Source organism: Sphingomonas carotinifaciens, assembly GCF_009789535.1.
GTDB lineage: Bacteria > Pseudomonadota > Alphaproteobacteria > Sphingomonadales > Sphingomonadaceae > Sphingomonas > Sphingomonas carotinifaciens.
The window spans coordinates 1-21,135 of record NZ_WSUT01000003.1 but is presented as its reverse complement, the minus strand read 5'-3'; the positions used below and the strand labels follow the sequence as shown (position 1 = coordinate 21,135).

Here is a 21,135-nt window from a genome sequence, read left to right as displayed (position 1 = left end):
CGATGCGACAGCGGGGCCTCCGCCCCACACCCCGACCAGCGCAACGCCGTGGACCACGTTGGAGAAGGCAGACGCAGCGATGGCGATCTACCATCTGGCGGTGAAATCGGTGTCGCGCTCGACCGGGCGCAGCGCGGTCGCCGCTGCGGGTACCGGGCCGGCGCATATCTTGAAAACGAGCGCGACGGCCTGGTGCACGACTACACGCGGCGGGGCGGCGTCGAGGATGCGTTCATCGTCGCCCCGGAGGGCGCGGAGTGGGCGCAGGACCGCTCCGCGCTGTGGAACGCGGCAGAGGCGGCGGAGAAGCGCAAGGACGCCAAGGTGGCGCGGGAATACGAACTGGGGCTACCGGCCGAGCTGGACGCCGGCCAGCGCCGCGACCTGGTTCGTGCTTTCGCGGAGGATGTGTGCGACCGCTACGGGGTGGCGGTCGATGCGGCGATCCACGCCCCCATGATTACGGCGACGATCGCAACCACCACGCCCACGTCATGACGACGACGCGGGTAGCGGAGGCGGACGGGTGGGGGCGAAGACGCGCCAGCTCGACGTGCGCACGACCGCCTCGGTCGAAGTGGAGGCGATCCGCGAGCGATGGGCGGGCATGGTCAACGACGCGCTGGAACACGCCCAGGTGCCGGAGCGGGTCGATCATCGCAGCTACGAGCGTCAGGGGCTGGATATCGAGCCTACGGTCAAGATGGGCCATGCGTCGGCCGCGATCGAGCGGCGCGCCGAGCGGGAGCAGATCGCAGCCGGTGAGGAGCCGCACGCCGTCACCCGCGCGGGCAGATGAACGAGGCGATCATGGAGAAGCGGGGGCTGGCCTACTACATCGAGTATGGCGAGCAGCGGATACGGGAGTGGACCGGCCAGGCTCGGGAGCGGGTCGAACATCTGGCGCAGAGCATGTCGAGCTTCGTCCAGGGCGCGGCGAGGGCAATGCGGGCGGGGTTGCAGACCAGCGCCGGCGATGGATTCGATGGGTTGCCGGCAATCGACCAGTCACCCCGCCGCGAGCAGACCGGCTCCGAGCTGGATCAACCGCAGATCGAGCGTGATCGACAGCGGGACCGGCAACACGACCACGATATCGGGTTGGACGGTAGGCAGGTTAGTCGCGTAGAATCTCGGTGACGCGGCGCGCAGCAGCCAGTTCGAGAATACGGCTGATGACGGTATCGTAGAGCTTGGGCGGGATGAAGCCGTAGGCGAAGCGATCCTTGCTCCCAGGCACGGGCGAATGTCATAGCCCGGCCAGGCGAACTGGTTCACTTCATCCAGCACGATCCAGGAGCGATCGTCATCAAGGCCGAGCGCCTGTTTGACGCGAGGCGGCAGCTCGACCGCTTCCCGTCTTTCGCGGGCGGGGTGTGCGTGATCGGTGCGACCGTCACGCGCGGGGCACCGCCCTTTGGACTTTGCACCGACAGCACGATGACGCTGGGGCGGACCTTGCGTCCTTCCTCCTGTCCCTTGCGATGCTCGTGCCGCCACAGATAGGCATAGGGAATGACCAGACCCGGTTCCGGGGTAGGAAGCGACAAAGGCTTAATCCATCAGTGCGTTGAGATGGTCGTGGCGGGGGTCCATCCGTGATGCCGCCAGCGCCTTCAACGTCGCGCCGTCTAGCTCCTCGACTGCCAGGGCGGTAGGAGCCGTTGCCTTGAGGCGCTGATATTCGTCATAGTCGCGCGCCGACACGAAATAGCCTGTCACTCGGTTGTGCGTCACCACAGCGACTGGCTCGCGTTGGGCCTCCTCGCGATAGCGACCGAAATTACGGGCGAACTCGTCGCAGCTACCTGTGTCATCTTGCCCTCCTTGGCATTAGAGCGATACACAAAACGCGCGTTTTTCGCAATGGTGCCTGCCGGTGCCAATTTGCGCGGGGGGAGATAATCCAGGTGACCTTATTAACGGCCCTCGCACGGGCAAAAACCGAGGAGGATGTTAAGGACGCCTACATCGCGGCTCTCGGACTGAAGGGCTATTTCAAGGGACTGGTCGACATCCAGACCGAAGAGGTCTGGTTCGAGGCGAAGGACAGCCCGACCGCACCATCGTCATGTTCGGCCAGCTCCTTGTCTACATCCGCGCGGCGAAGAAGCGTGGTGAGGCGATTCCCGGCGTTCCTTGCCGTTATCGATCGCGAAAAGGCGGCACTGATGCCAACCGAAAAGGCGCTGCCGCTGCTCGACGATAAGGCGCTCGTCTGGCCCAAATCAGGCTCGGCGGCAGGCAAGGACTTCGCCGCACAGATCGCGCCTTACGTCCAGACGCACATCGTCGAATATGAAATCGCGCATGATGAGGCAAGCGTTCGTCAGGGCGGTCAAGGACGCAATCCGTGAACGTCGCAATCATCCGCACGCCGATCACTCCCGACAATTTGCGGCAGGTGTTCGACCGCTGGGTCGCCATGATCGGTAGCGAGCCTCGGCGTGAAGAACCAGGCCGATTACGCCGTACTGTTCTTCGCCGACATCATGCACGACGGCCAGCGAGAGGCGATGAAGGGGCCAGCGGGCGCGCGCCTGTTGTTCAGTGGCGACAAGCCAGTTTTCATCCTAGGGACTGAGCAGTACGAGCTAGCGAGCGAGCGCGGCTATCGTAACTTCTGGGCGATCTACCACCGGCCGCCCGAACAGCAGCATCGCCATTATCTGCTTGAACGCCGCGACAGCTTGCTTCCCGTCGATGAACAGAAATTCAAGGGCGCGTATTACACGCCGCTAAACATCGTTGATAAAGCCTATGACCAGTTGCGTGCCACGCTAGGAGAGAATTGGCAAAACCGTTACATCGTGTGGGACATGTGTGCGGGTGTTGGCAATCTGGAAGCTAAGCACAGCAATCTACGCAATGTCTTCATGTCCACGCTCGACCAGGCCGATGTGACGATCATGAAGTCGAATCCGGCGTTCGCGGGGGCGGAGATATTTCAGTACGATTACCTGAACGACGACATCACTGATTTTGGTGAGATCGATTATGCGCTGTCGGGTAAGCTGCCGACGGCGCTGCGGCAGGCGATTACTAATGCGCGCGAAGGCCGGAAGGGCGCGAAGCCGATTTTAGTGCTAATCAATCCGCCCTATGCGGAGGCTACCAACGACAACACTACAAGAGGCGTTGCTTCGGATGGTTCAGGGTCCAAAGCAAAAGTTGCTAAAACTCGCTTAGCGTTAAGTCTAAAAGCCGACTATGGGAAGGCCACAAATGAGCTATTTGCCCAGTTCGTGGCACGAATAGATTTAGAGTTGCCTACATCAACACTAGCGATGTTTTCTACACTAAAGTACGTAATTTCTCCTACTTTAGAGAAATTTAGAGAAACGTGGAAGGCAAAATTTCTAGGAGGCTTCGTTGTCCATAGTCGTGCATTTGATAGCGTTCCCGGGAACTTCCCAATAGCTTTTTTGATGTGGGATACTGCTGTGAATGTGTCAGTAGCAAATATTGACACACGCGTACTCAACAAAGAGGGCAAAGAGGTCGGTGAGAAGACGTTCATTATAAGCACGGGGCGCAAGTTACTCACCGACTGGATCATCCGGCCACGCTCAAACCGCGAAGAGGTAGTGCCGCTGAAAAATGCCCTGACTACTGCGACTGCCACGAAGGATCTTCGAGGGACCAGGTGGTCGGACGATGCCATCGCCTATATGTGGTGCAACAGCAACGACTTGCAGCAGGCCGCCAAGACTGCATTGTTCTCGTCCGGCTTTAACGGTGGCCACGGGCTTTTCGTCACTTCCGAAAACCTCTGGCAAGCCGCCATCGTGTTCGCGGTCCGCCGCCTTATTAAGCCAACCTGGCTCAATGACCGCGACCAGTTCCTGCAACCCTCCGAGGCGCTGACCGACGAATTTAAGTCCGATTGCTTGGTCTGGATGCTGTTCAACGGCAGCAATTTGACCGCCGGGGCTGATGGGCTTCGCTGGAACGAGCGCGACTGGTCCCTTGTCAATCACTTCATCCCGTTCACCGAAGGCGAGGTCGGAGTGAGCGGGCGGTTTCAATCCGACTTCATGGTCCGCTACATGGCGGGCATGATCTTTTCGGCGGAAGCGCGAGCAGTGCTCGACGCGGGGCGGGTATTGTGGAAGCGCTACCACGCCATCAGCTTTCCGCGTAAAATCCGCGAAGAATTCAAACTCAACCGTCCGGATGTCGGCTGGTACCAAGTCCGCCGCGCCCTCGAAGCTTATGGTGATACCGAACTAACGGACTTCGACGCGTTCAAGGCAGCCTATGCCGCGCTCGGTACAAAACTACGGCCTTTGGTATTTGAATTTGGATTTTTGTCACAGCCTTTAGGGAGTGTAAGCTAGTGATTACGTCAGAGTATTTCCTTGTATCTGCTGAGATTGAGGTTGATGGGTCTCGTGAAAAAATAGAACTACCTGGACTGTCAGCCTTGCCCAGCGTTGGTGACGAAGTAGAGCTTAATTACTGGCACGGGCGTAAGCTGACTTTGTGGTTGAAGGTGTTCGGCATCACATTGCCAATATTGGCGAAAAAATGCTTCAGCAAACCGTACTTATTGGTAGGCCGATCTAATTAGCTAAGCATAGATTAACCCCGTGCCAAGATTAGGGGTAAGCAATGTCCGCTCTCTGCCATTCTTACTCGGGGCGATGCGAAAGTCATAGGTTCTGCATCACGCCGGAAACGGCAGAAATCCGGGCGCTTCCGTGATGCATATATCCGATGCACAATGGTCGCATGATCTACGGCTATGCGCGCGTCTCCTCCAACGGGCAGGACCTCACCCAGCAGGTCGCCCAGCTCCTCGCTGCCGGCTGCGTGAAAGTCTACCAGGAGAAGGCCAGCGCCGCGTCGGCCGAGCGGCCGAAGCTCAAGCGCGCGATCGGCGCGCTCGATGCCGGCGACGTGCTGATGGTGACGGCCACCGACCGCCTGGCACGCAACACCCGTGACCTGTTGAACATCCTCCACGCGGTGAAGGAGGCAGGGGCTGGCTTCCGCTCGATCGCGGAGCCGATGGTGGATACGACCTCGCAGTTTGCCGAGGTCGTCATCGCCGTGCTGGGGATCGCAGCGAGCTGGGAACGCCAGCGGATCGTGGAGCGCACCGCAGTCGGTCGCGACCAGGCTAAGGCGCGTGGGGTGAAGTTCGGCCGGCGTGCTGCCCTCACTCCCCATCAGCAGGCGGAGGCGCTACAGCGGCTCGCTAGGGGCGACACGCAGCGCACCGTCGCGGCTCTGCTCGGGGTCGATCAGGCGACGATATCGCGGCTGTCGCGCAAGCAAGGCTGATGATCGAGCGAGCTAGAAACAAGTCGTTAAACCGGTGCCGGGTACGGTTACGCAAGGAGATTAGAAATGGCGTTTACCGAGGCCGAAAAGCAGCAGTGGCATGCCGATCGACGTGCAGCGGAAGCCACGGATGACGACTATGCTGCATCCCCAACCTGCGGGCATTGTGGCAACCCGTTCAGCTCGGGCGCAGGAGTGGTCACCGATGACTTCTCCCTATGTGACGTTTGCAACGGCGATTGATCCTGCTGTCATTCGTCAGTGCGGCCGAACAGGCGACCGAAGAACCCTCGCTTGGATTCTGTGGGGCCGGGTCCGGTCAGCAGTCCGATAACTCGGGCTTGAGCCTCACGCCGTTCCTCGTCCGATTGATCGAGGCGACGGCGGAGATCATCGATCGTGCCGTCCCGATCGCGCAACTGTTCCAAGGCAGCATCAAGACGAGCCTGCAACACATTGGAATCTGACCCGTTACGGGTGTCAGCATTGCCGTTGCGAAGCGTTTCAGCAGGCGTTTCGGTTACTGGTGCGGCTGACTTGGGAGGGTACACCCGGTGCAATTCGACTGGCTCAATCGAGAAAGAGCCATCATCCTTCTTTGTCGCGGAAATCCGACCACTATTAATGGCCCGCGATAGGAGGCCTTGCTGATGCCTGTCGCCTTCGCAGCTTCTCCGAGGGTGTAAGCCATCTTATTGGTCCCTGTTGCGGATCGTTTCAAAACATGATCCGCTAACCCGTTAGCAGAAACGGTCAGATAGCGAAACGATTAGACCCTGCCCCACTTGGTGGCACACCCCGTAACCCATTTCGTCCAGTCTGCCTTGAGAGCGTCCCCTACCAGTTTACGGCGCTGTTCAGGGCGCACGCGGGCATACTGATCCGCTAGTCGCTGCACGGAGTGACCACCGCCTAGGGCCATTCCGATCGAATGAAGCTCCGGGGTCTTGAACTCGTTCACCTGATCGTCGGCCGGCCAGCGCAGGGTGTCGGAAACCGACAGGCGAGAAGCCGCCGAGGCGATGAGGCTAGCAGTATCGACGATGGTTTCTGTCGTCCCTTCCCGGCGAGCCTTTCGACCGCTGCTATGGCGTCCTGCCTCATCAGCCGCGGCGTCAGTGGCATCGTCGTCTTTCGGGGTGAAGGTGAGGGTGACGTGGGTAATCTTGCCCCGCGCCCCGCGTTTTTCCGACCAGTCCATCGTGAAGGCGGCGAGCTGATCGATTTCGGCCTTCGCCAGATCGAGGACGAAGCGACGGAAGTCGGAAAAGTTGAGCAGTGTTTTGGGAGCTACGCCTACCCGCTCCCGCAGCTCCTCGATCGTACCTGACCATCGAGGCTCGCGACGGCCAGCGAGCAGGCAACCCATCTCGTAGAGGGTAATGGCATATTTGGATCGGAAGGCGAGCAGCGCCGCCCGGTTCAATCGGGCGTAGTAGTCGCTCCCCTGCAGAATAGCCCGTGCTGGTGCCGTGAACTCCCATTCGACGGTAGCTCGTCCATCTTCCGCGTGTTCGTTGAGGGTCCACGCCAGCAGAGCAGCGGTAAGGGTAGCAGCACGTCCCTGAGCCGAGGTCGAAGACATCTGGAATTTCACATCCATCAGCTCGGCCAGCGTGTCTTGGATCCGATCATTGGCATTGTGGCTGCCTCGCAGCTCACGCTTGGCGATCACATGCGAGCCTGGTCGCCAAGCCTCGCCGGCAGCTTTGGCGATCAGGAGAGCCAAGGTTTTGCGAGCGGCAAGGGAGGGTGATGTGCCGGCACCAAACCGAGCTTCGATGAACTCACCAGCTTTGACGATGGCATGACCGTCTCGGACCGAAGCGGTGGAAGCCGCTTTCATGGTGCGACCTAGGGAAGGGCCATCTGACATAGCTCAAAGTGCGTCAGAAACGAGTTACGAAGCAATATCTATTCGCACCTCATTTCTGGATCAGGTTACCCCACCCCATTCATCGTAACTGGGCACCCCATTTCTCGTAGGTCAGCACCCCATTTCTCGTATCTGCGCACCCCATTCCTCGTAGGTCGAGGCGTTTATGCGTTCTAGATCAATGGGCTAGCTAACCACGAATCATAGAATCAGTAGAATCTAGAATCATCGCGGGCGCGCGAGGCTGGCGTTGCATGACGACAAGCGGAATCGGCCTTCGGCCGATGCGCCGAAGATGCGTGCGGCTACGCCGTCACAAGAGCGGCCTGACGGCCGCAGGCTCGGCGAGGGAGGAGTCGGGGCGAGGACGGTGTGCGATCATTCGCCGGCCGTCACGCGCCGGGGTGGGCGATCCTGTCGGGGATGAACGACGATCGCGGATATACCCGAACCGGCGATGCGGTCGATCAAGCGATCGGCTTCCTCCACCCGATCGCTGGGCCAGTCGCGGGCGACGTGGACGGACGCGCCACCGACCTCGACGGTCAAGTGGGGGATGGTGGGATCGAGGTCGAGCAACCGGGCCATGTCGGCCTGCGCGTCGACCGTAATGCGGCGCAGGCTGTCCCCCACCATGACGAGCTGCCAGGTGCGGTTGTCAGTCATGCTGCCCTCTTGACGCCAGCCTTCCGGATACCAATCTATGTTCCCCGTCTGTTCGGGAGAGGAGATAAATAGATGGCAGCGAAATATTGGTCCGGTCAGAATTGCCCGGAAACCGGCACCTACGGTCAGTACCGCGACACCAACAACGAATATGCCGGCACGAGCTATGACCGGAAGGTGGACAAGGGCGAGAACTTCCCTCCCTCGCTGAACAATCACCACTACGAGAAGAAGTGAGCAGGTCTTTAGCCCGTAAGGGACCGTAATGCACCGGCCGAGAGTATCTCGGCCGGTGTTTGTTTATGTAGCCCTCCACCCGGCTCATGGCAGGAGCCACCCGCTGTAGGTCTTGGCGTCGGGGTTCGCACCGAAGCACCAGTAGGCCCCGTCGCGCTTCTCGCGTTTCCAGCCGTGATCCTTGGGGCAGGCGGCGATGGCGGGAATGGTCTGTTCGCTGGCCTGATCGATGCGGCGGGCGAGCTTGCCGTTGGTAGTGTTGGCCCAGCTCGCCGCAGCCGTTTCATCACGGGCGCGGGCATAGCCCGATGCCTCGCCGGCCCCGTTACCCAGGTAGTAGCCGTAACCCCCGGCGATCGGCACCAGCAGGGCGAAGGCGGCGAGCGCACCGTTCCACCACCTGTCCCACCGGCGCCGGCGCTGCTCATGGGCCCGGCGATCGGCGGCATCGGCGGCGAGACGATCGGCCAGGGCGGCGTGCGCGGCCGTATCAGCGTCGATCCGACGCCGCAGGGCCTCTCCCGCCCCGGCAAGGCCGTCTGTGGCCCCACGACGCGCTCCGGCCTCCGCACGGGCCTCCAGGGCGGCAGGATCGACCAGGCGGGCCGCTATGGCCTTGTCACGGGCTTCCTCGTCCTCGGCGCGCTGTGCGTCCCTGGCGGCGGCATCGGCCAGGCTGGCGCGCACGTCGGCCACCAGGTCGCGCAGGGTGCCGAAGCCGGCGAGGACGCGCTGGATGTTGGTGTCGAGGTGGGAGAAGAAGCTGTGCGCCTGGGCGGCGTCGGCGGTATCGCGCGCGCGACCGGCGGCAGAGGGCGGCGGATCGGGGGGCGTGTCGAACTCTGCGGGATCGAACCTCCCGGCCGGGGGATCGGTCCGGCCACCACCACGCGCCATTCCCCTTCCGCGTCCGGACTCATGGAGCTGGCGCGCCTGTTCGAGCAGGCGGCGGGGGTCGTCCTCCCGATCGCGGTCCATCAGCTATCCTCCCCGGGCAGCGTCCATCCCTCGAACGGTTTGCGATCCTGATCCCGGCTGATGCGGTGGGTCAGCTCGGAGACGATGCCGGCGAACCGCTTGTCCTTGGTAGCGGCGTCGATGAGCAGCCCGCCGAGGATGATCTTGCGGCGGGTATCGAGGCGGCGACCTTCGGCAGCGACACGGGCGTTGAGCGCGGCGAGACGGGCCTTTGCCTGATCGACCCGCTTCTGTGCCTGCTCGATAGATTCGCGTGTGGGTGCCGCCATACCTTCCCCGCGTGAAAGCACGAATACGAAGCGAGTATAGCGCAACCCAACGAACGAAGCCACCCGACGCGACGGTAGGAGACAAGGGCGCACTTTAGCATTACTGCGTAATGCTAAAGTGGCCCTTGTCTCCTACCGTCGCGTCGGGTGGCTTCGTTCGTTGGGTTGCGCTATACTCGCTTCGTATTCGTGCTTTCACGCGGGAAGGTATGGCGGCACCCACACGCGAATCTATCGAGCAGGCACAGAAGCGGGTCGATCAGGCAAAGGCCCGTCTCGCCGCGCTCAACGCCCGTGTCGCTGCCGAAGGTCGCCGCCTCGATACCCGCCGCAAGATCATCCTCGGCGGGCTGCTCATCGACGCCGCTACCAAGGACAAGCGGTTCGCCGGCATCGTCTCCGAGCTGACCCACCGCATCAGCCGGGATCAGGATCGCAAACCGTTCGAGGGATGGACGCTGCCCGGGGAGGATAGCTGATGGACCGCGATCGGGAGGACGACCCCCGCCGCCTGCTCGAACAGGCGCGCCAGCTCCATGAGTCCGGACGCGGAAGGGGAATGGCGCGTGGTGGTGGCCGGACCGATCCCCCGGCCGGGAGGTTCGATCCCGCAGAGTTCGACACGCCCCCCGATCCGCCGCCCTCTGCCGCCGGTCGCGCGCGCGATACCGCCGACGCCGCCCAGGCGCACAGCTTCTTCTCCCACCTCGACACCAACATCCAGCGCGTCCTCGCCGGCTTCGGCACCCTGCGCGACCTGGTGGCCGACGTGCGCGCCAGCCTGGCCGATGCCGCCGCCAGGGACGCACAGCGCGCCGAGGACGAGGAAGCCCGTGACAAGGCCATAGCGGCCCGCCTGGTCGATCCTGCCGCCCTGGAGGCCCGTGCGGAGGCCGGAGCGCGTCGTGGGGCCACAGACGGCCTTGCCGGGGCGGGAGAGGCCCTGCGGCGTCGGATCGACGCTGATACGGCCGCGCACGCCGCCCTGGCCGATCGTTCGCCGCCGATGCCGCCGATCGCCGGGCCCATGAGCAGCGCCGGCGCCGGTGGGACAGGTGGTGGAACGGTGCGCTCGCCGCCTTCGCCCTGCTGGTGCCGATCGCCGGGGGTTACGGCTACTACCTGGGTAACGGGGCCGGCGAGGCATCGGGCTATGCCCGGCCCGTGATGAAACGGCTGCGGCGAGCTGGGCCAACACTACCAACGGCAAGCTCGCCCGCCGCATCGATCAGGCCAGCGAACAGACCATTCCCGCCATCGCCGCCTGCCCCAAGGATCACGGCTGGAAACGCGAGAAGCGCGACGGGGCCTACTGGTGCTTCGGTGCGAACCCCGACGCCAAGACCTACAGCGGGTGGCTCCTGCCATGAGCCGGGTGGAGGGCTACATAAACAAACACCGGCCGAGATACTCTCGGCCGGTGCATTACGGTCCCTTACGGGCTAAAGACCTGCTCACTTCTTCTCGTAGTGGTGATTGTTCAGCGAGGGAGGGAAGTTCTCGCCCTTGTCCACCTTCCGGTCATAGCTCGTGCCGGCATATTCGTTGTTGGTGTCGCGGTACTGACCGTAGGTGCCGGTTTCCGGGCAATTCTGACCGGACCAATATTTCGCTGCCATCTATTTATCTCCTCTCCCGAACAGACGGGGAACATAGATTGGTATCCGGAAGGCTGGCGTCAAGAGGGCAGCATGACTGACAACCGCACCTGGCAGCTCGTCATGGTGGGGGACAGCCTGCGCCGCATTACGGTCGACGCGCAGGCCGACATGGCCCGGTTGCTCGACCTCGATCCCACCATTGACCGTCGAGGTCGGTGGCGCGTCCGTCCACGTCGCCCGCGACTGGCCCAGCGATCGGGTGGAGGAAGCCGATCGCTTGATCGACCGCATCGCCGGTTCGGGTATATCCGCGATCGTCGTTCATCCCCGACAGGATCGCCCACCCCGGCGCGTGACGGCCGGCGAATGATCGCACACCGTCCTCGCCCCGACTCCTCCCTCGCCGAGCCTGCGGCCGTCAGGCCGCTCTTGTGACGGCGTAGCCGGCACGCATCTTCGGCGCATCGGCCGAAGGCCGATTCCGCTTGTCGTCATGCAACGCCAGCCTCGCGCGCCCGCGATGATTCTAGATTCTACTGATTCTATGATTCGTGGTTAGCTAGCCCATTGATCTAGAACGCATAAACGCCTCGACCTACGAGGAATGGGGTGCGCAGATACGAGAAATGGGGTGCTGACCTACGAGAAATGGGGTGCCCAGTTACGATGAATGGGGTGGGGTAACCTGATCCAGAAATGAGGTGCGAATAGATATTGCTTCGTAACTCGTTTCTGACGCACTTTGAGCTATGTCAGATGGCCCTTCCCTAGGTCGCACCATGAAAGCGGCTTCCACCGCTTCGGTCCGAGACGGTCATGCCATCGTCAAAGCTGGTGAGTTCATCGAAGCTCGGTTTGGTGCCGGCACATCACCCTCCCTTGCCGCTCGCAAAACCTTGGCTCTCCTGATCGCCAAAGCTGCCGGCGAGGCTTGGCGACCAGGCTCGCATGTGATCGCCAAGCGTGAGCTGCGAGGCAGCCACAATGCCAATGATCGGATCCAAGACACGCTGGCCGAGCTGATGGATGTGAAATTCCAGATGTCTTCGACCTCGGCTCAGGGACGTGCTGCTACCCTTACCGCTGCTCTGCTGGCGTGGACCCTCAACGAACACGCGGAAGATGGACGAGCTACCGTCGAATGGGAGTTCACGGCACCAGCACGGGCTATTCTGCAGGGGAGCGACTACTACGCCCGATTGAACCGGGCGGCGCTGCTCGCCTTCCGATCCAAATATGCCATTACCCTCTACGAGATGGGTTGCCTGCTCGCTGGCCGTCGCGAGCCTCGATGGTCAGGTACGATCGAGGAGCTGCGGGAGCGGGTAGGCGTAGCTCCCAAAACACTGCTCAACTTTCCGACTTCCGTCGCTTCGTCCTCGATCTGGCGAAGGCCGAAATCGATCAGCTCGCCGCCTTCACGATGGACTGGTCGGAAAAACGCGGGGCGCGGGGCAAGATTACCCACGTCACCCTCACCTTCACCCCGAAAGACGACGATGCCACTGACGCCGCGGCTGATGAGGCAGGACGCCATAGCAGCGGTCGAAAGGCTCGCCGGGAAGGGACGACAGAAACCATCGTCGATACTGCTAGCCTCATCGCCTCGGCGGCTTCTCGCCTGTCGGTTTCCGACACCCTGCGCTGGCCGGCCGACGATCAGGTGAACGAGTTCAAGACCCCGGAGCTTCATTCGATCGGAATGGCCCTAGGCGGTGGTCACTCCGTGCAGCGACTAGCGGATCAGTATGCCCGCGTGCGCCCTGAACAGCGCCGTAAACTGGTAGGGGACGCTCTCAAGGCAGACTGGACGAAATGGGTTACGGGGTGTGCCACCAAGTGGGGCAGGGTCTAATCGTTTCGCTATCTGACCGTTTCTGCTAACGGGTTAGCGGATCATGTTTTGAAACGATCCGCAACAGGGACCAATAAGATGGCTTACACCCTCGGAGAAGCTGCGAAGGCGACAGGCATCAGCAGGCCTCCATATCGCGGGCCATTAATAGTGGTCGGATTTCCGCGACAAAGAAGGATGATGGCTCTTTCTCGATTGAGCCAGTCGAATTGCACCGGGTGTACCCTCCCAAGTCAGCCGCACCAGTAACCGAAACGCCTGCTGAAACGCTTCGCAACGGCAATGCTGACACCCGTAACGGGTCAGATTCCAATGTGTTGCAGGCTCGTCTTGATGCTGCCTTGGAACAGTTGCGCGATCGGGACGGCACGATCGATGATCTCCGCCGTCGCCTCGATCAATCGGACGAGGAACGGCGTGAGGCTCAAGCCCGAGTTATCGGACTGCTGACCGGACCCGGCCCCACAGAATCCAAGCGAGGGTTCTTCGGTCGCCTGTTCGGCCGCACTGACGAATGACAGCAGGATCAATCGCCGTTGCAAACGTCACATAGGGAGAAGTCATCGGTGACCACTCCTGCGCCCGAGCTGAACGGGTTGCCACAATGCCCGCAGGTTGGGGATGCAGCATAGTCGTCATCCGTGGCTTCCGCTGCACGTCGATCGGCATGCCACTGCTGCTTTTCGGCCTCGGTAAACGCCATTTCTAATCTCCTTGCGTAACCGTACCCGGCACCGGTTTAACGACTTGTTTCTAGCTCGCTCGATCATCAGCCTTGCTTGCGCGACAGCCGCGATATCGTCGCCTGATCGACCCCGAGCAGAGCCGCGACGGTGCGCTGCGTGTCGCCCCTAGCGAGCCGCTGTAGCGCCTCCGCCTGCTGATGGGGAGTGAGGGCAGCACGCCGGCCGAACTTCACCCCACGCGCCTTAGCCTGGTCGCGACCGACTGCGGTGCGCTCCACGATCCGCTGGCGTTCCCAGCTCGCTGCGATCCCCAGCACGGCGATGACGACCTCGGCAAACTGCGAGGTCGTATCCACCATCGGCTCCGCGATCGAGCGGAAGCCAGCCCCTGCCTCCTTCACCGCGTGGAGGATGTTCAACAGGTCACGGGTGTTGCGTGCCAGGCGGTCGGTGGCCGTCACCATCAGCACGTCGCCGGCATCGAGCGCGCCGATCGCGCGCTTGAGCTTCGGCCGCTCGGCCGACGCGGCGCTGGCCTTCTCCTGGTAGACTTTCACGCAGCCGGCAGCGAGGAGCTGGGCGACCTGCTGGGTGAGGTCCTGCCCGTTGGAGGAGACGCGCGCATAGCCGTAGATCATGCGACCATTGTGCATCGGATATATGCATCACGGAAGCGCCCGGATTTCTGCCGTTTCCGGCGTGATGCAGAACCTATGACTTTCGCATCGCCCCGAGTAAGAATGGCAGAGAGCGGACATTGCTTACCCCTAATCTTGGCACGGGGTTAATCTATGCTTAGCTAATTAGATCGGCCTACCAATAAGTACGGTTTGCTGAAGCATTTTTTCGCCAATATTGGCAATGTGATGCCGAACACCTTCAACCACAAAAGTCAGCTTACGCCCGTGCCAGTAATTAAGCTCTACTTCGTCACCAACGCTGGGCAAGGCTGACAGTCCAGGTAGTTCTATTTTTTCACGAGACCCATCAACCTCAATCTCAGCAGATACAAGGAAATACTCTGACGTAATCACTAGCTTACACTCCCTAAAGGCTGTGACAAAAATCCAAATTCAAATACCAAAGGCCGTAGTTTTGTACCGAGCGCGGCATAGGCTGCCTTGAACGCGTCGAAGTCCGTTAGTTCGGTATCACCATAAGCTTCGAGGGCGCGGCGGACTTGGTACCAGCCGACATCCGGACGGTTGAGTTTGAATTCTTCGCGGATTTTACGCGGAAAGCTGATGGCGTGGTAGCGCTTCCACAATACCCGCCCCGCGTCGAGCACTGCTCGCGCTTCCGCCGAAAAGATCATGCCCGCCATGTAGCGGACCATGAAGTCGGATTGAAACCGCCCGCTCACTCCGACCTCGCCTTCGGTGAACGGGATGAAGTGATTGACAAGGGACCAGTCGCGCTCGTTCCAGCGAAGCCCATCAGCCCCGGCGGTCAAATTGCTGCCGTTGAACAGCATCCAGACCAAGCAATCGGACTTAAATTCGTCGGTCAGCGCCTCGGAGGGTTGCAGGAACTGGTCGCGGTCATTGAGCCAGGTTGGCTTAATAAGGCGGCGGACCGCGAACACGATGGCGGCTTGCCAGAGGTTTTCGGAAGTGACGAAAAGCCCGTGGCCACCGTTAAAGCCGGACGAGAACAATGCAGTCTTGGCGGCCTGCTGCAAGTCGTTGCTGTTGCACCACATATAGGCGATGGCATCGTCCGACCACCTGGTCCCTCGAAGATCCTTCGTGGCAGTCGCAGTAGTCAGGGCATTTTTCAGCGGCACTACCTCTTCGCGGTTTGAGCGTGGCCGGATGATCCAGTCGGTGAGTAACTTGCGCCCCGTGCTTATAATGAACGTCTTCTCACCGACCTCTTTGCCCTCTTTGTTGAGTACGCGTGTGTCAATATTTGCTACTGACACATTCACAGCAGTATCCCACATCAAAAAAGCTATTGGGAAGTTCCCGGGAACGCTATCAAATGCACGACTATGGACAACGAAGCCTCCTAGAAATTTTGCCTTCCACGTTTCTCTAAATTTCTCTAAAGTAGGAGAAATTACGTACTTTAGTGTAGAAAACATCGCTAGTGTTGATGTAGGCAACTCTAAATCTATTCGTGCCACGAACTGGGCAAATAGCTCATTTGTGGCCTTCCCATAGTCGGCTTTTAGACTTAACGCTAAGCGAGTTTTAGCAACTTTTGCTTTGGACCCTGAACCATCCGAAGCAACGCCTCTTGTAGTGTTGTCGTTGGTAGCCTCCGCATAGGGCGGATTGATTAGCACTAAAATCGGCTTCGCGCCCTTCCGGCCTTCGCGCGCATTAGTAATCGCCTGCCGCAGCGCCGTCGGCAGCTTACCCGACAGCGCATAATCGATCTCACCAAAATCAGTGATGTCGTCGTTCAGGTAATCGTACTGAAATATCTCCGCCCCCGCGAACGCCGGATTCGACTTCATGATCGTCACATCGGCCTGGTCGAGCGTGGACATGAAGACATTGCGTAGATTGCTGTGCTTAGCTTCCAGATTGCCAACACCCGCACACATGTCCCACACGATGTAACGGTTTTGCCAATTCTCTCCTAGCGTGGCACGCAACTGGTCATAGGCTTTATCAACGATGTTTAGCGGCGTGTAATACGCGCCCTTGAATTTCTGTTCATCGACGGGAAGCAAGCTGTCGCGGCGTTCAAGCAGATAATGGCGATGCTGCTGTTCGGGCGGCCGGTGGTAGATCGCCCAGAAGTTACGATAGCCGCGCTCGCTCGCTAGCTCGTACTGCTCAGTCCCTAGGATGAAAACTGGCTTGTCGCCACTGAACAACAGGCGCGCGCCCGCTGGCCCCTTCATCGCCTCTCGCTGGCCGTCGTGCATGATGTCGGCGAAGAACAGTACGGCGTAATCGGCCTGGTTCTTCACGCCGAGCTCGCTACCGATCATGGCGACCCAGCGGTCGAACACCTGCCGCAAATTGTCGGGAGTGATCGGCGTGCGGATGATGCGACGTTCACGGATTGCGTCCTTGACCGCCCTGACGAACGCTGCCTCATCATGCGCGATTTCATATTCGACGATGTGCGTCTGGACGTAAGGCGCGATCTGTGCGGCGAAGTCCTTGCCTGCCGCCGAGCCTGATTTGGGCCAGACGAGCGCCTTATCGTCGAGCAGCGGCAGCGCCTTTTCGGTTGGCATCAGTGCCGCCTTTTCGCGATCGATAACGGCAAGGAACGCCGGAATCGCCTCACCACGCTTCTTCGCCGCGCGGATGTAGACAAGGAGCTGGCCGAACATGACGATGGGTGCGGTCGGGCTGTCCTTCGCCTCGAACCAGACCTCTTCGGTCTGGATGTCGACCAGTCCCTTGAAATAGCCCTTCAGTCCGAGAGCCGCGATGTAGGCGTCCTTAACATCCTCCTCGGTTTTTGCCCGTGCGAGGGCCGTTAATAAGGTCACCTGGATTATCTCCCCCCGCGCAAATTGGCACCGGCAGGCACCATTGCGAAAAACGCGCGTTTTGTGTATCGCTCTAATGCCAAGGAGGGCAAGATGACACAGGTAGCTGCGACCGAGTTCGCCCGTAATTTCGGTCGCTATCGCGAGGAGGCCCAACGCGAGCCAGTCGCTGTGGTGACGCACAACCGAGTGACAGGCTATTTCGTGTCGGCGCGCGACTATGACGAATATCAGCGCCTCAAGGCAACGGCTCCTACCGCCCTGGCAGTCGAGGAGCTAGACGGCGCGACGTTGAAGGCGCTGGCGGCATCACGGATGGACCCCCGCCACGACCATCTCAACGCACTGATGGATTAAGCCTTTGTCGCTTCCTACCCCGGAACCGGGTCTGGTCATTCCCTATGCCTATCTGTGGCGGCACGAGCATCGCAAGGGACAGGAGGAAGGACGCAAGGTCCGCCCCAGCGTCATCGTGCTGTCGGTGCAAAGTCCAAAGGGCGGTGCCCCGCGCGTGACGGTCGCACCGATCACGCACACCCCGCCCGCGAAAGACGGGGAAGCGGTCGAGCTGCCGCCTCGCGTCAAACAGGCGCTCGGCCTTGATGACGATCGCTCCTGGATCGTGCTGGATGAAGTGAACCAGTTCGCCTGGCCGGGCTATGACATTCGGCCCGTGCCTGGGAGCAAGGATCGCTTCGCCTACGGCTTCATCCCGCCCAAGCTCTACGATACCGTCATCAGCCGTATTCTCGAACTGGCTGCTGCGCGCCGCGTCACCGAGATTCTACGCGACTAACCTGCCTACCGTCCAAACCCGATATCGTGGTCGTGTTGCCGGTCCCGCTGTCGATCACGCTCGATCTGCGGTTGATCCAGCTCGGAGCCGGTCTGCTCGCGGCGGGGTGACTGGTCGATTGCCGGCAACCCATCGAATCCATCGCCGGCGCTGGTCTGCAACCCCGCCCGCATTGCCCTCGCCGCGCCCTGGACGAAGCTCGACATGCTCTGCGCCAGATGTTCGACCCGCTCCCGAGCCTGGCCGGTCCACTCCCGTATCCGCTGCTCGCCATACTCGATGTAGTAGGCCAGCCCCCGCTTCTCCATGATCGCCTCGTTCATCTGCCCGCGCGGGGTGACGGCGTGCGGCTCCTCACCGGCTGCGATCTGCTCCCGCTCGGCGCGCCGCTCGATCGCGGCCGACGCATGGCCCATCTTGACCGTAGGCTCGATATCCAGCCCCTGACGCTCGTAGCTGCGATGATCGACCCGCTCCGGCACCTGGGCGTGTTCCAGCGCGTCGTTGACCATGCCCGCCCATCGCTCGCGGATCGCCTCCACTTCGACCGAGGCGGTCGTGCGCACGTCGAGCTGGCGCGTCTTCGCCCCCAACCCGTCCGCCTCCGCTACCCGCGTCGTCGTCATGACGTGGGCGTGGTGGTTGCGATCGTCGCCGTAATCATGGGGGGCGTGGATCGCCGCATCGACCGCCACCCCGTAGCGGTCGCACACATCCTCCGCGAAAGCACGAACCAGGTCGCGGCGCTGGCCGGCGTCCAGCTCGGCCGGTAGCCCCAGTTCGTATTCCCGCGCCACCTTGGCGTCCTTGCGCTTCTCCGCCGCCTCTGCCGCGTTCCACAGCGCGGAGCGGTCCTGCGCCCACTCCGCGCCCTCCGGGGCGACGATGAACGCATCCTCGACGCCGCCCCGCCGCGTGTAGTCGTGCACCAGGCCGTCGCGCTCGTTTTCAAGATATGCGCCGGCCCGGTACGCCGCAGCGGCGACCGCGCTGCGCCCGGTCGAGCGCGACACCGATTTCACCGCCAGATGGTAGATCGCCATCGCTGCGTCTGCCTTCTCCAACGTGGTCCAGCGGCGTTGCGCTGGTCGGGGTGTGGGGCGGAGGCCCCGCTGTCGCATCGCGACATGGGTGCAGGGTGTCCCTGCCGCACGCATTACGCAGTAATGCTAAAGTGCGCCCTTGTCTCCTACCGTCGCGTCGGGTGGCTTCGTTCGTTGGGTTGCGCTATACTCGCTTCGTATTCGTGCTTTCACGCGGGGAAGGTATGGCGGCACCCACACGCGAATCTATCGAGCAGGCACAGAAGCGGGTCGATCAGGCAAAGGCCCGTCTCGCCGCGCTCAACGCCCGTGTCGCTGCCGAAGGTCGCCGCCTCGATACCCGCCGCAAGATCATCCTCGGCGGGCTGCTCATCGACGCCGCTACCAAGGACAAGCGGTTCGCCGGCATCGTCTCCGAGCTGACCCACCGCATCAGCCGGGATCAGGATCGCAAACCGTTCGAGGGATGGACGCTGCCCGGGGAGGATAGCTGATGGACCGCGATCGGGAGGACGACCCCCGCCGCCTGCTCGAACAGGCGCGCCAGCTCCATGAGTCCGGACGCGGAAGGGGAATGGCGCGTGGTGGTGGCCGGACCGATCCCCCGGCCGGGAGGTTCGATCCCGCAGAGTTCGACACGCCCCCCGATCCGCCGCCCTCTGCCGCCGGTCGCGCGCGCGATACCGCCGACGCCGCCCAGGCGCACAGCTTCTTCTCCCACCTCGACACCAACATCCAGCGCGTCCTCGCCGGCTTCGGCACCCTGCGCGACCTGGTGGCCGACGTGCGCGCCAGCCTGGCCGATGCCGCCGCCAGGGACGCACAGCGCGCCGAGGACGAGGAAGCCCGTGACAAGGCCATAGCGGCCCGCCTGGTCGATCCTGCCGCCCTGGAGGCCCGTGCGGAGGCCGGAGCGCGTCGTGGGGCCACAGACGGCCTTGCCGGGGCGGGAGAGGCCCTGCGGCGTCGGATCGACGCTGATACGGCCGCGCACGCCGCCCTGGCCGATCGTCTCGCCGCCGATGCCGCCGATCGCCGGGCCCATGAGCAGCGCCGGCGCCGGTGGGACAGGTGGTGGAACGGTGCGCTCGCCGCCTTCGCCCTGCTGGTGCCGATCGCCGGGGGTTACGGCTACTACCTGGGTAACGGGGCCGGCGAGGCATCGGGCTATGCCCGCGCCCGTGATGAAACGGCTGCGGCGAGCTGGGCCAACACTACCAACGGCAAGCTCGCCCGCCGCATCGATCAGGCCAGCGAACAGACCATTCCCGCCATCGCCGCCTGCCCCAAGGATCACGGCTGGAAACGCGAGAAGCGCGACGGGGCCTACTGGTGCTTCGGTGCGAACCCCGACGCCAAGACCTACAGCGGGTGGCTCCTGCCATGAGCCGGGTGGAGGGCTACATAAACAAACACCGGCCGAGATACTCTCGGCCGGTGCATTACGGTCCCTTACGGGCTAAAGACCTGCTCACTTCTTCTCGTAGTGGTGATTGTTCAGCGAGGGAGGGAAGTTCTCGCCCTTGTCCACCTTCCGGTCATAGCTCGTGCCGGCATATTCGTTGTTGGTGTCGCGGTACTGACCGTAGGTGCCGGTTTCCGGGCAATTCTGACCGGACCAATATTTCGCTGCCATCTATTTATCTCCTCTCCCGAACAGACGGGGAACATAGATTGGTATCCGGAAGGCTGGCGTCAAGAGGGCAGCATGACTGACAACCGCACCTGGCAGCTCGTCATGGTGGGGGACAGCCTGCGCCGCATTACGGTCGACGCGCAGGCCGACATGGCCCGGTTGCTCGACCTCGATCCCACCATCCCCCACTTGACCGTCGAGGTCGGTGGCGCGTCCGTCCACGTCGCCCGCGACTGGCCCAGCGATCGGGTGGAGGAAGCCGATCGCTTGATCGACCGCATCGCCGGTTCGGGTATATCCGCGATCGTCGTTCATCCCCGACAGGATCGCCCACCCCGGCGCGTGACGGCCGGCGAATGATCGCACACCGTCCTCGCCCCGACTCCTCCCTCGCCGAGCCTGCGGCCGTCAGGCCGCTCTTGTGACGGCGTAGCCGGCACGCATCTTCGGCGCATCGGCCGAAGGCCGATTCCGCTTGTCGTCATGCAACGCCAGCCTCGCGCGCCCGCGATGATTCTAGATTCTACTGATTCTATGATTCGTGGTTAGCTAGCCCATTGATCTAGAACGCATAAACGCCTCGACCTACGAGGAATGGGGTGCGCAGATACGAGAAATGGGGTGCTGACCTACGAGAAATGGGGTGCCCAGTTACGATGAATGGGGTGGGGTAACCTGATCCAGAAATGAGGTGCGAATAGATATTGCTTCGTAACTCGTTTCTGACGCACTTTGAGCTATGT

Annotated in this window: 33 protein-coding genes and 1 pseudogene; 19 read left to right on the top strand and 15 right to left on the bottom strand. The window is 61.8% G+C overall.

Going from position 1 to position 21,135, the window contains the following annotated elements; genetic code table 11:
• The 3 genes from GQR91_RS19230 to GQR91_RS01945 all read left to right on the top strand — a co-directional run.
• Positions 1-498: MobA/MobL family protein (locus GQR91_RS19230; protein ID WP_211368556.1), on the top strand; the 498-nt coding region annotated here is incomplete at its 5' end.
• Positions 499-526: 28 nt separating this feature from the next.
• Positions 527-799 carry a MobA/MobL family protein gene (locus GQR91_RS19225; RefSeq protein ID WP_211368555.1) on the top strand — a complete coding sequence of 91 codons (273 nt, stop codon included), beginning with the start codon at positions 527-529 and terminating at the stop codon, positions 797-799.
• The gene (locus tag GQR91_RS01945) at positions 796-1,140 is read left to right on the top strand and encodes a hypothetical protein (protein ID WP_164727731.1); all 345 of its coding nucleotides are present in this window, start codon (positions 796-798) and stop codon (positions 1,138-1,140) included. The genes GQR91_RS19225 and GQR91_RS01945 overlap by 4 nt, the downstream gene beginning before the upstream one ends.
• On the opposite strand, the gene GQR91_RS19735 is transcribed toward GQR91_RS01945, so the two are convergent.
• From GQR91_RS19735 to GQR91_RS01935, 3 genes are read right to left on the bottom strand one after another with little or no spacing between them, the layout of a single operon-like run.
• On the bottom strand, positions 1,118-1,240 hold the full coding sequence (locus GQR91_RS19735; RefSeq protein WP_282957539.1) for a hypothetical protein: 123 nt from the start codon (positions 1,238-1,240) through the stop codon (positions 1,118-1,120). The two genes, GQR91_RS01945 and GQR91_RS19735, sit on opposite strands and share 23 nt — an antisense overlap.
• Before the next feature lie 34 nt (positions 1,241-1,274).
• Positions 1,275-1,550 (bottom strand): hypothetical protein, encoded by a 276-nt coding sequence (locus GQR91_RS19220; RefSeq protein WP_211368554.1) that lies wholly within the window; start codon positions 1,548-1,550, stop codon positions 1,275-1,277.
• Between the two features lie 4 nt (positions 1,551-1,554).
• Positions 1,555-1,737, bottom strand: coding sequence for a hypothetical protein (locus tag GQR91_RS01935; protein WP_211368553.1), 183 nt, complete (start codon positions 1,735-1,737; stop codon positions 1,555-1,557).
• Between the two features lie 173 nt (positions 1,738-1,910).
• On the opposite strand from GQR91_RS01935, the gene GQR91_RS19435 reads away from it, so the two are divergent.
• The 5 genes from GQR91_RS19435 (at position 1,911) to GQR91_RS01915 (ending at position 5,756) form a co-directional block, all read left to right on the top strand.
• On the top strand, positions 1,911-2,357 hold the full coding sequence (locus GQR91_RS19435) for a hypothetical protein (protein ID WP_249042506.1): 447 nt from the start codon (positions 1,911-1,913) through the stop codon (positions 2,355-2,357).
• Positions 2,358-2,447: 90 nt separating this feature from the next.
• The gene (locus GQR91_RS01930; RefSeq protein ID WP_249042505.1) at positions 2,448-4,340 is read left to right on the top strand and encodes a hypothetical protein; all 1,893 of its coding nucleotides are present in this window, start codon (positions 2,448-2,450) and stop codon (positions 4,338-4,340) included.
• A 379-nt stretch (positions 4,341-4,719) separates the two neighbouring features.
• The gene (locus GQR91_RS01925) at positions 4,720-5,289 is read left to right on the top strand and encodes a recombinase family protein (protein ID WP_249042504.1); all 570 of its coding nucleotides are present in this window, start codon (positions 4,720-4,722) and stop codon (positions 5,287-5,289) included.
• Between the two features lie 66 nt (positions 5,290-5,355).
• On the top strand, positions 5,356-5,532 hold the full coding sequence (locus GQR91_RS01920; protein WP_160146874.1) for a hypothetical protein: 177 nt from the start codon (positions 5,356-5,358) through the stop codon (positions 5,530-5,532).
• On the top strand, positions 5,529-5,756 hold the full coding sequence (locus GQR91_RS01915) for a hypothetical protein (RefSeq protein WP_164727729.1): 228 nt from the start codon (positions 5,529-5,531) through the stop codon (positions 5,754-5,756). The genes GQR91_RS01920 and GQR91_RS01915 overlap by 4 nt, the downstream gene beginning before the upstream one ends.
• A 302-nt stretch (positions 5,757-6,058) precedes the next feature.
• On the opposite strand, the gene GQR91_RS01910 is transcribed toward GQR91_RS01915, so the two are convergent.
• A complete protein-coding gene (locus GQR91_RS01910) occupies positions 6,059-7,135 on the bottom strand; it encodes a replication initiation protein (RefSeq protein WP_149683656.1) in 1,077 nt (358 codons plus the stop codon).
• A gap of 408 nt (positions 7,136-7,543) precedes the next feature.
• Positions 7,544-7,831 carry a hypothetical protein gene (locus GQR91_RS01905; RefSeq protein WP_149683655.1) on the bottom strand — a complete coding sequence of 96 codons (288 nt, stop codon included), beginning with the start codon at positions 7,829-7,831 and terminating at the stop codon, positions 7,544-7,546.
• 72 nt (positions 7,832-7,903) lie between these two features.
• Between GQR91_RS01905 and GQR91_RS19075 the strand changes: the two genes are divergently transcribed.
• Positions 7,904-8,068, top strand: coding sequence for a hypothetical protein (locus GQR91_RS19075; protein WP_162853784.1), 165 nt, complete (start codon positions 7,904-7,906; stop codon positions 8,066-8,068).
• Between the two features lie 84 nt (positions 8,069-8,152).
• On the opposite strand, the gene GQR91_RS01900 is transcribed toward GQR91_RS19075, so the two are convergent.
• A complete protein-coding gene (locus tag GQR91_RS01900; protein WP_164727727.1) occupies positions 8,153-9,046 on the bottom strand; it encodes a hypothetical protein in 894 nt (297 codons plus the stop codon).
• A complete protein-coding gene (locus GQR91_RS01895; RefSeq protein ID WP_149683653.1) occupies positions 9,046-9,315 on the bottom strand; it encodes a mobilization protein in 270 nt (89 codons plus the stop codon). The genes GQR91_RS01900 and GQR91_RS01895 overlap by 1 nt, the downstream gene beginning before the upstream one ends.
• Positions 9,316-9,524: 209 nt before the next feature.
• Between GQR91_RS01895 and GQR91_RS01890 the strand changes: the two genes are divergently transcribed.
• The gene (locus GQR91_RS01890; protein ID WP_149683653.1) at positions 9,525-9,794 is read left to right on the top strand and encodes a mobilization protein; all 270 of its coding nucleotides are present in this window, start codon (positions 9,525-9,527) and stop codon (positions 9,792-9,794) included.
• A complete protein-coding gene (locus tag GQR91_RS01885) occupies positions 9,794-10,483 on the top strand; it encodes a hypothetical protein (RefSeq protein ID WP_164727730.1) in 690 nt (229 codons plus the stop codon). Before GQR91_RS01890 ends, GQR91_RS01885 begins: the two co-directional genes overlap by 1 nt.
• 286 nt (positions 10,484-10,769) lie before the next feature.
• On the opposite strand, the gene GQR91_RS19070 is transcribed toward GQR91_RS01885, so the two are convergent.
• Positions 10,770-10,934 (bottom strand): hypothetical protein, encoded by a 165-nt coding sequence (locus GQR91_RS19070; RefSeq protein ID WP_162853784.1) that lies wholly within the window; start codon positions 10,932-10,934, stop codon positions 10,770-10,772.
• Between the two features lie 181 nt (positions 10,935-11,115).
• Between GQR91_RS19070 and GQR91_RS01880 the strand changes: the two genes are divergently transcribed.
• From GQR91_RS01880 to GQR91_RS19425, 3 genes and pseudogenes are all read left to right on the top strand, one after another.
• Positions 11,116-11,286 (top strand): hypothetical protein, encoded by a 171-nt coding sequence (locus GQR91_RS01880; RefSeq protein WP_211368552.1) that lies wholly within the window; start codon positions 11,116-11,118, stop codon positions 11,284-11,286.
• 379 nt (positions 11,287-11,665) lie between these two features.
• Positions 11,666-12,115 (top strand): annotated as a pseudogene (locus tag GQR91_RS19430) (replication protein RepB); the annotation flags it as partial.
• A 92-nt stretch (positions 12,116-12,207) separates the two neighbouring features.
• A complete protein-coding gene (locus GQR91_RS19425; protein ID WP_249042508.1) occupies positions 12,208-12,771 on the top strand; it encodes a replication initiation protein in 564 nt (187 codons plus the stop codon).
• A gap of 302 nt (positions 12,772-13,073) precedes the next feature.
• Here the strand turns inward: GQR91_RS19425 and GQR91_RS01870 are convergent, their stop codons facing one another.
• From GQR91_RS01870 to GQR91_RS01850, 5 genes are all read right to left on the bottom strand, one after another.
• On the bottom strand, positions 13,074-13,301 hold the full coding sequence (locus GQR91_RS01870; RefSeq protein WP_164727729.1) for a hypothetical protein: 228 nt from the start codon (positions 13,299-13,301) through the stop codon (positions 13,074-13,076).
• Positions 13,298-13,474 (bottom strand): hypothetical protein, encoded by a 177-nt coding sequence (locus GQR91_RS01865; protein ID WP_160146874.1) that lies wholly within the window; start codon positions 13,472-13,474, stop codon positions 13,298-13,300. The genes GQR91_RS01870 and GQR91_RS01865 overlap by 4 nt, the downstream gene beginning before the upstream one ends.
• Before the next feature lie 66 nt (positions 13,475-13,540).
• Positions 13,541-14,110 carry a recombinase family protein gene (locus GQR91_RS01860; RefSeq protein ID WP_249042504.1) on the bottom strand — a complete coding sequence of 190 codons (570 nt, stop codon included), beginning with the start codon at positions 14,108-14,110 and terminating at the stop codon, positions 13,541-13,543.
• Between the two features lie 150 nt (positions 14,111-14,260).
• Positions 14,261-14,491, bottom strand: coding sequence for a hypothetical protein (locus GQR91_RS01855; protein ID WP_149683658.1), 231 nt, complete (start codon positions 14,489-14,491; stop codon positions 14,261-14,263).
• Entirely contained in the window at positions 14,491-16,917 is a 2,427-nt protein-coding gene (locus GQR91_RS01850; protein WP_149683659.1) for a hypothetical protein, read from the bottom strand. Before GQR91_RS01850 ends, GQR91_RS01855 begins: the two co-directional genes overlap by 1 nt.
• Positions 16,918-17,010: 93 nt before the next feature.
• Between GQR91_RS01850 and GQR91_RS01845 the strand changes: the two genes are divergently transcribed.
• On the top strand, positions 17,011-17,274 hold the full coding sequence (locus GQR91_RS01845; protein WP_164727728.1) for a type II toxin-antitoxin system Phd/YefM family antitoxin: 264 nt from the start codon (positions 17,011-17,013) through the stop codon (positions 17,272-17,274).
• A gap of 4 nt (positions 17,275-17,278) precedes the next feature.
• On the top strand, positions 17,279-17,713 hold the full coding sequence (locus GQR91_RS01840) for a type II toxin-antitoxin system PemK/MazF family toxin (RefSeq protein WP_149683651.1): 435 nt from the start codon (positions 17,279-17,281) through the stop codon (positions 17,711-17,713).
• A gap of 5 nt (positions 17,714-17,718) precedes the next feature.
• On the opposite strand, the gene mobQ is transcribed toward GQR91_RS01840, so the two are convergent.
• The gene (gene mobQ / locus GQR91_RS01835; protein ID WP_149683652.1) at positions 17,719-18,756 is read right to left on the bottom strand and encodes a MobQ family relaxase; all 1,038 of its coding nucleotides are present in this window, start codon (positions 18,754-18,756) and stop codon (positions 17,719-17,721) included.
• Positions 18,757-18,980: 224 nt separating this feature from the next.
• Here mobQ and GQR91_RS01830 point away from each other — a divergent pair, with 224 nt between their 5' ends.
• The gene (locus GQR91_RS01830; protein WP_149683653.1) at positions 18,981-19,250 is read left to right on the top strand and encodes a mobilization protein; all 270 of its coding nucleotides are present in this window, start codon (positions 18,981-18,983) and stop codon (positions 19,248-19,250) included.
• Complete coding sequence (locus GQR91_RS01825) at positions 19,250-20,143, top strand: hypothetical protein (RefSeq protein WP_164727727.1); 894 nt, start codon at positions 19,250-19,252, stop codon at positions 20,141-20,143. The genes GQR91_RS01830 and GQR91_RS01825 overlap by 1 nt, the downstream gene beginning before the upstream one ends.
• Positions 20,144-20,227: 84 nt before the next feature.
• Here the strand turns inward: GQR91_RS01825 and GQR91_RS19065 are convergent, their stop codons facing one another.
• On the bottom strand, positions 20,228-20,392 hold the full coding sequence (locus GQR91_RS19065) for a hypothetical protein (RefSeq protein WP_162853784.1): 165 nt from the start codon (positions 20,390-20,392) through the stop codon (positions 20,228-20,230).
• Between the two features lie 72 nt (positions 20,393-20,464).
• On the opposite strand from GQR91_RS19065, the gene GQR91_RS01820 reads away from it, so the two are divergent.
• The gene (locus tag GQR91_RS01820; RefSeq protein WP_149683655.1) at positions 20,465-20,752 is read left to right on the top strand and encodes a hypothetical protein; all 288 of its coding nucleotides are present in this window, start codon (positions 20,465-20,467) and stop codon (positions 20,750-20,752) included.
• Positions 20,753-21,135: the final 383 nt, after the last annotated feature.

Coding starts and splice junctions, on each gene's coding strand:
- GQR91_RS01945 (WP_164727731.1), top strand. CDS start 796: ATGAACGAGGCGATCATGGAGAAGCGGGGGCTGGCCTACTACATCGAG.
- GQR91_RS01925 (WP_249042504.1), top strand. CDS start 4,720: ATGCACAATGGTCGCATGATCTACGGCTATGCGCGCGTCTCCTCCAAC.
- GQR91_RS01920 (WP_160146874.1), top strand. CDS start 5,356: ATGGCGTTTACCGAGGCCGAAAAGCAGCAGTGGCATGCCGATCGACGT.
- GQR91_RS01910 (WP_149683656.1), bottom strand. CDS start 7,135: ATGAAAGCGGCTTCCACCGCTTCGGTCCGAGACGGTCATGCCATCGTC.
- GQR91_RS01905 (WP_149683655.1), bottom strand. CDS start 7,831: ATGACTGACAACCGCACCTGGCAGCTCGTCATGGTGGGGGACAGCCTG.
- GQR91_RS19075 (WP_162853784.1), top strand. CDS start 7,904: ATGGCAGCGAAATATTGGTCCGGTCAGAATTGCCCGGAAACCGGCACC.
- GQR91_RS01900 (WP_164727727.1), bottom strand. CDS start 9,046: ATGGACCGCGATCGGGAGGACGACCCCCGCCGCCTGCTCGAACAGGCG.
- GQR91_RS01895 (WP_149683653.1), bottom strand. CDS start 9,315: ATGGCGGCACCCACACGCGAATCTATCGAGCAGGCACAGAAGCGGGTC.
- GQR91_RS01890 (WP_149683653.1), top strand. CDS start 9,525: ATGGCGGCACCCACACGCGAATCTATCGAGCAGGCACAGAAGCGGGTC.
- GQR91_RS01885 (WP_164727730.1), top strand. CDS start 9,794: ATGGACCGCGATCGGGAGGACGACCCCCGCCGCCTGCTCGAACAGGCG.
- GQR91_RS19070 (WP_162853784.1), bottom strand. CDS start 10,934: ATGGCAGCGAAATATTGGTCCGGTCAGAATTGCCCGGAAACCGGCACC.
- GQR91_RS19425 (WP_249042508.1), top strand. CDS start 12,208: ATGGTCAGGTACGATCGAGGAGCTGCGGGAGCGGGTAGGCGTAGCTCC.
- GQR91_RS01865 (WP_160146874.1), bottom strand. CDS start 13,474: ATGGCGTTTACCGAGGCCGAAAAGCAGCAGTGGCATGCCGATCGACGT.
- GQR91_RS01860 (WP_249042504.1), bottom strand. CDS start 14,110: ATGCACAATGGTCGCATGATCTACGGCTATGCGCGCGTCTCCTCCAAC.
- GQR91_RS01845 (WP_164727728.1), top strand. CDS start 17,011: ATGACACAGGTAGCTGCGACCGAGTTCGCCCGTAATTTCGGTCGCTAT.
- mobQ (WP_149683652.1), bottom strand. CDS start 18,756: ATGGCGATCTACCATCTGGCGGTGAAATCGGTGTCGCGCTCGACCGGG.
- GQR91_RS01830 (WP_149683653.1), top strand. CDS start 18,981: ATGGCGGCACCCACACGCGAATCTATCGAGCAGGCACAGAAGCGGGTC.
- GQR91_RS01825 (WP_164727727.1), top strand. CDS start 19,250: ATGGACCGCGATCGGGAGGACGACCCCCGCCGCCTGCTCGAACAGGCG.
- GQR91_RS19065 (WP_162853784.1), bottom strand. CDS start 20,392: ATGGCAGCGAAATATTGGTCCGGTCAGAATTGCCCGGAAACCGGCACC.
- GQR91_RS01820 (WP_149683655.1), top strand. CDS start 20,465: ATGACTGACAACCGCACCTGGCAGCTCGTCATGGTGGGGGACAGCCTG.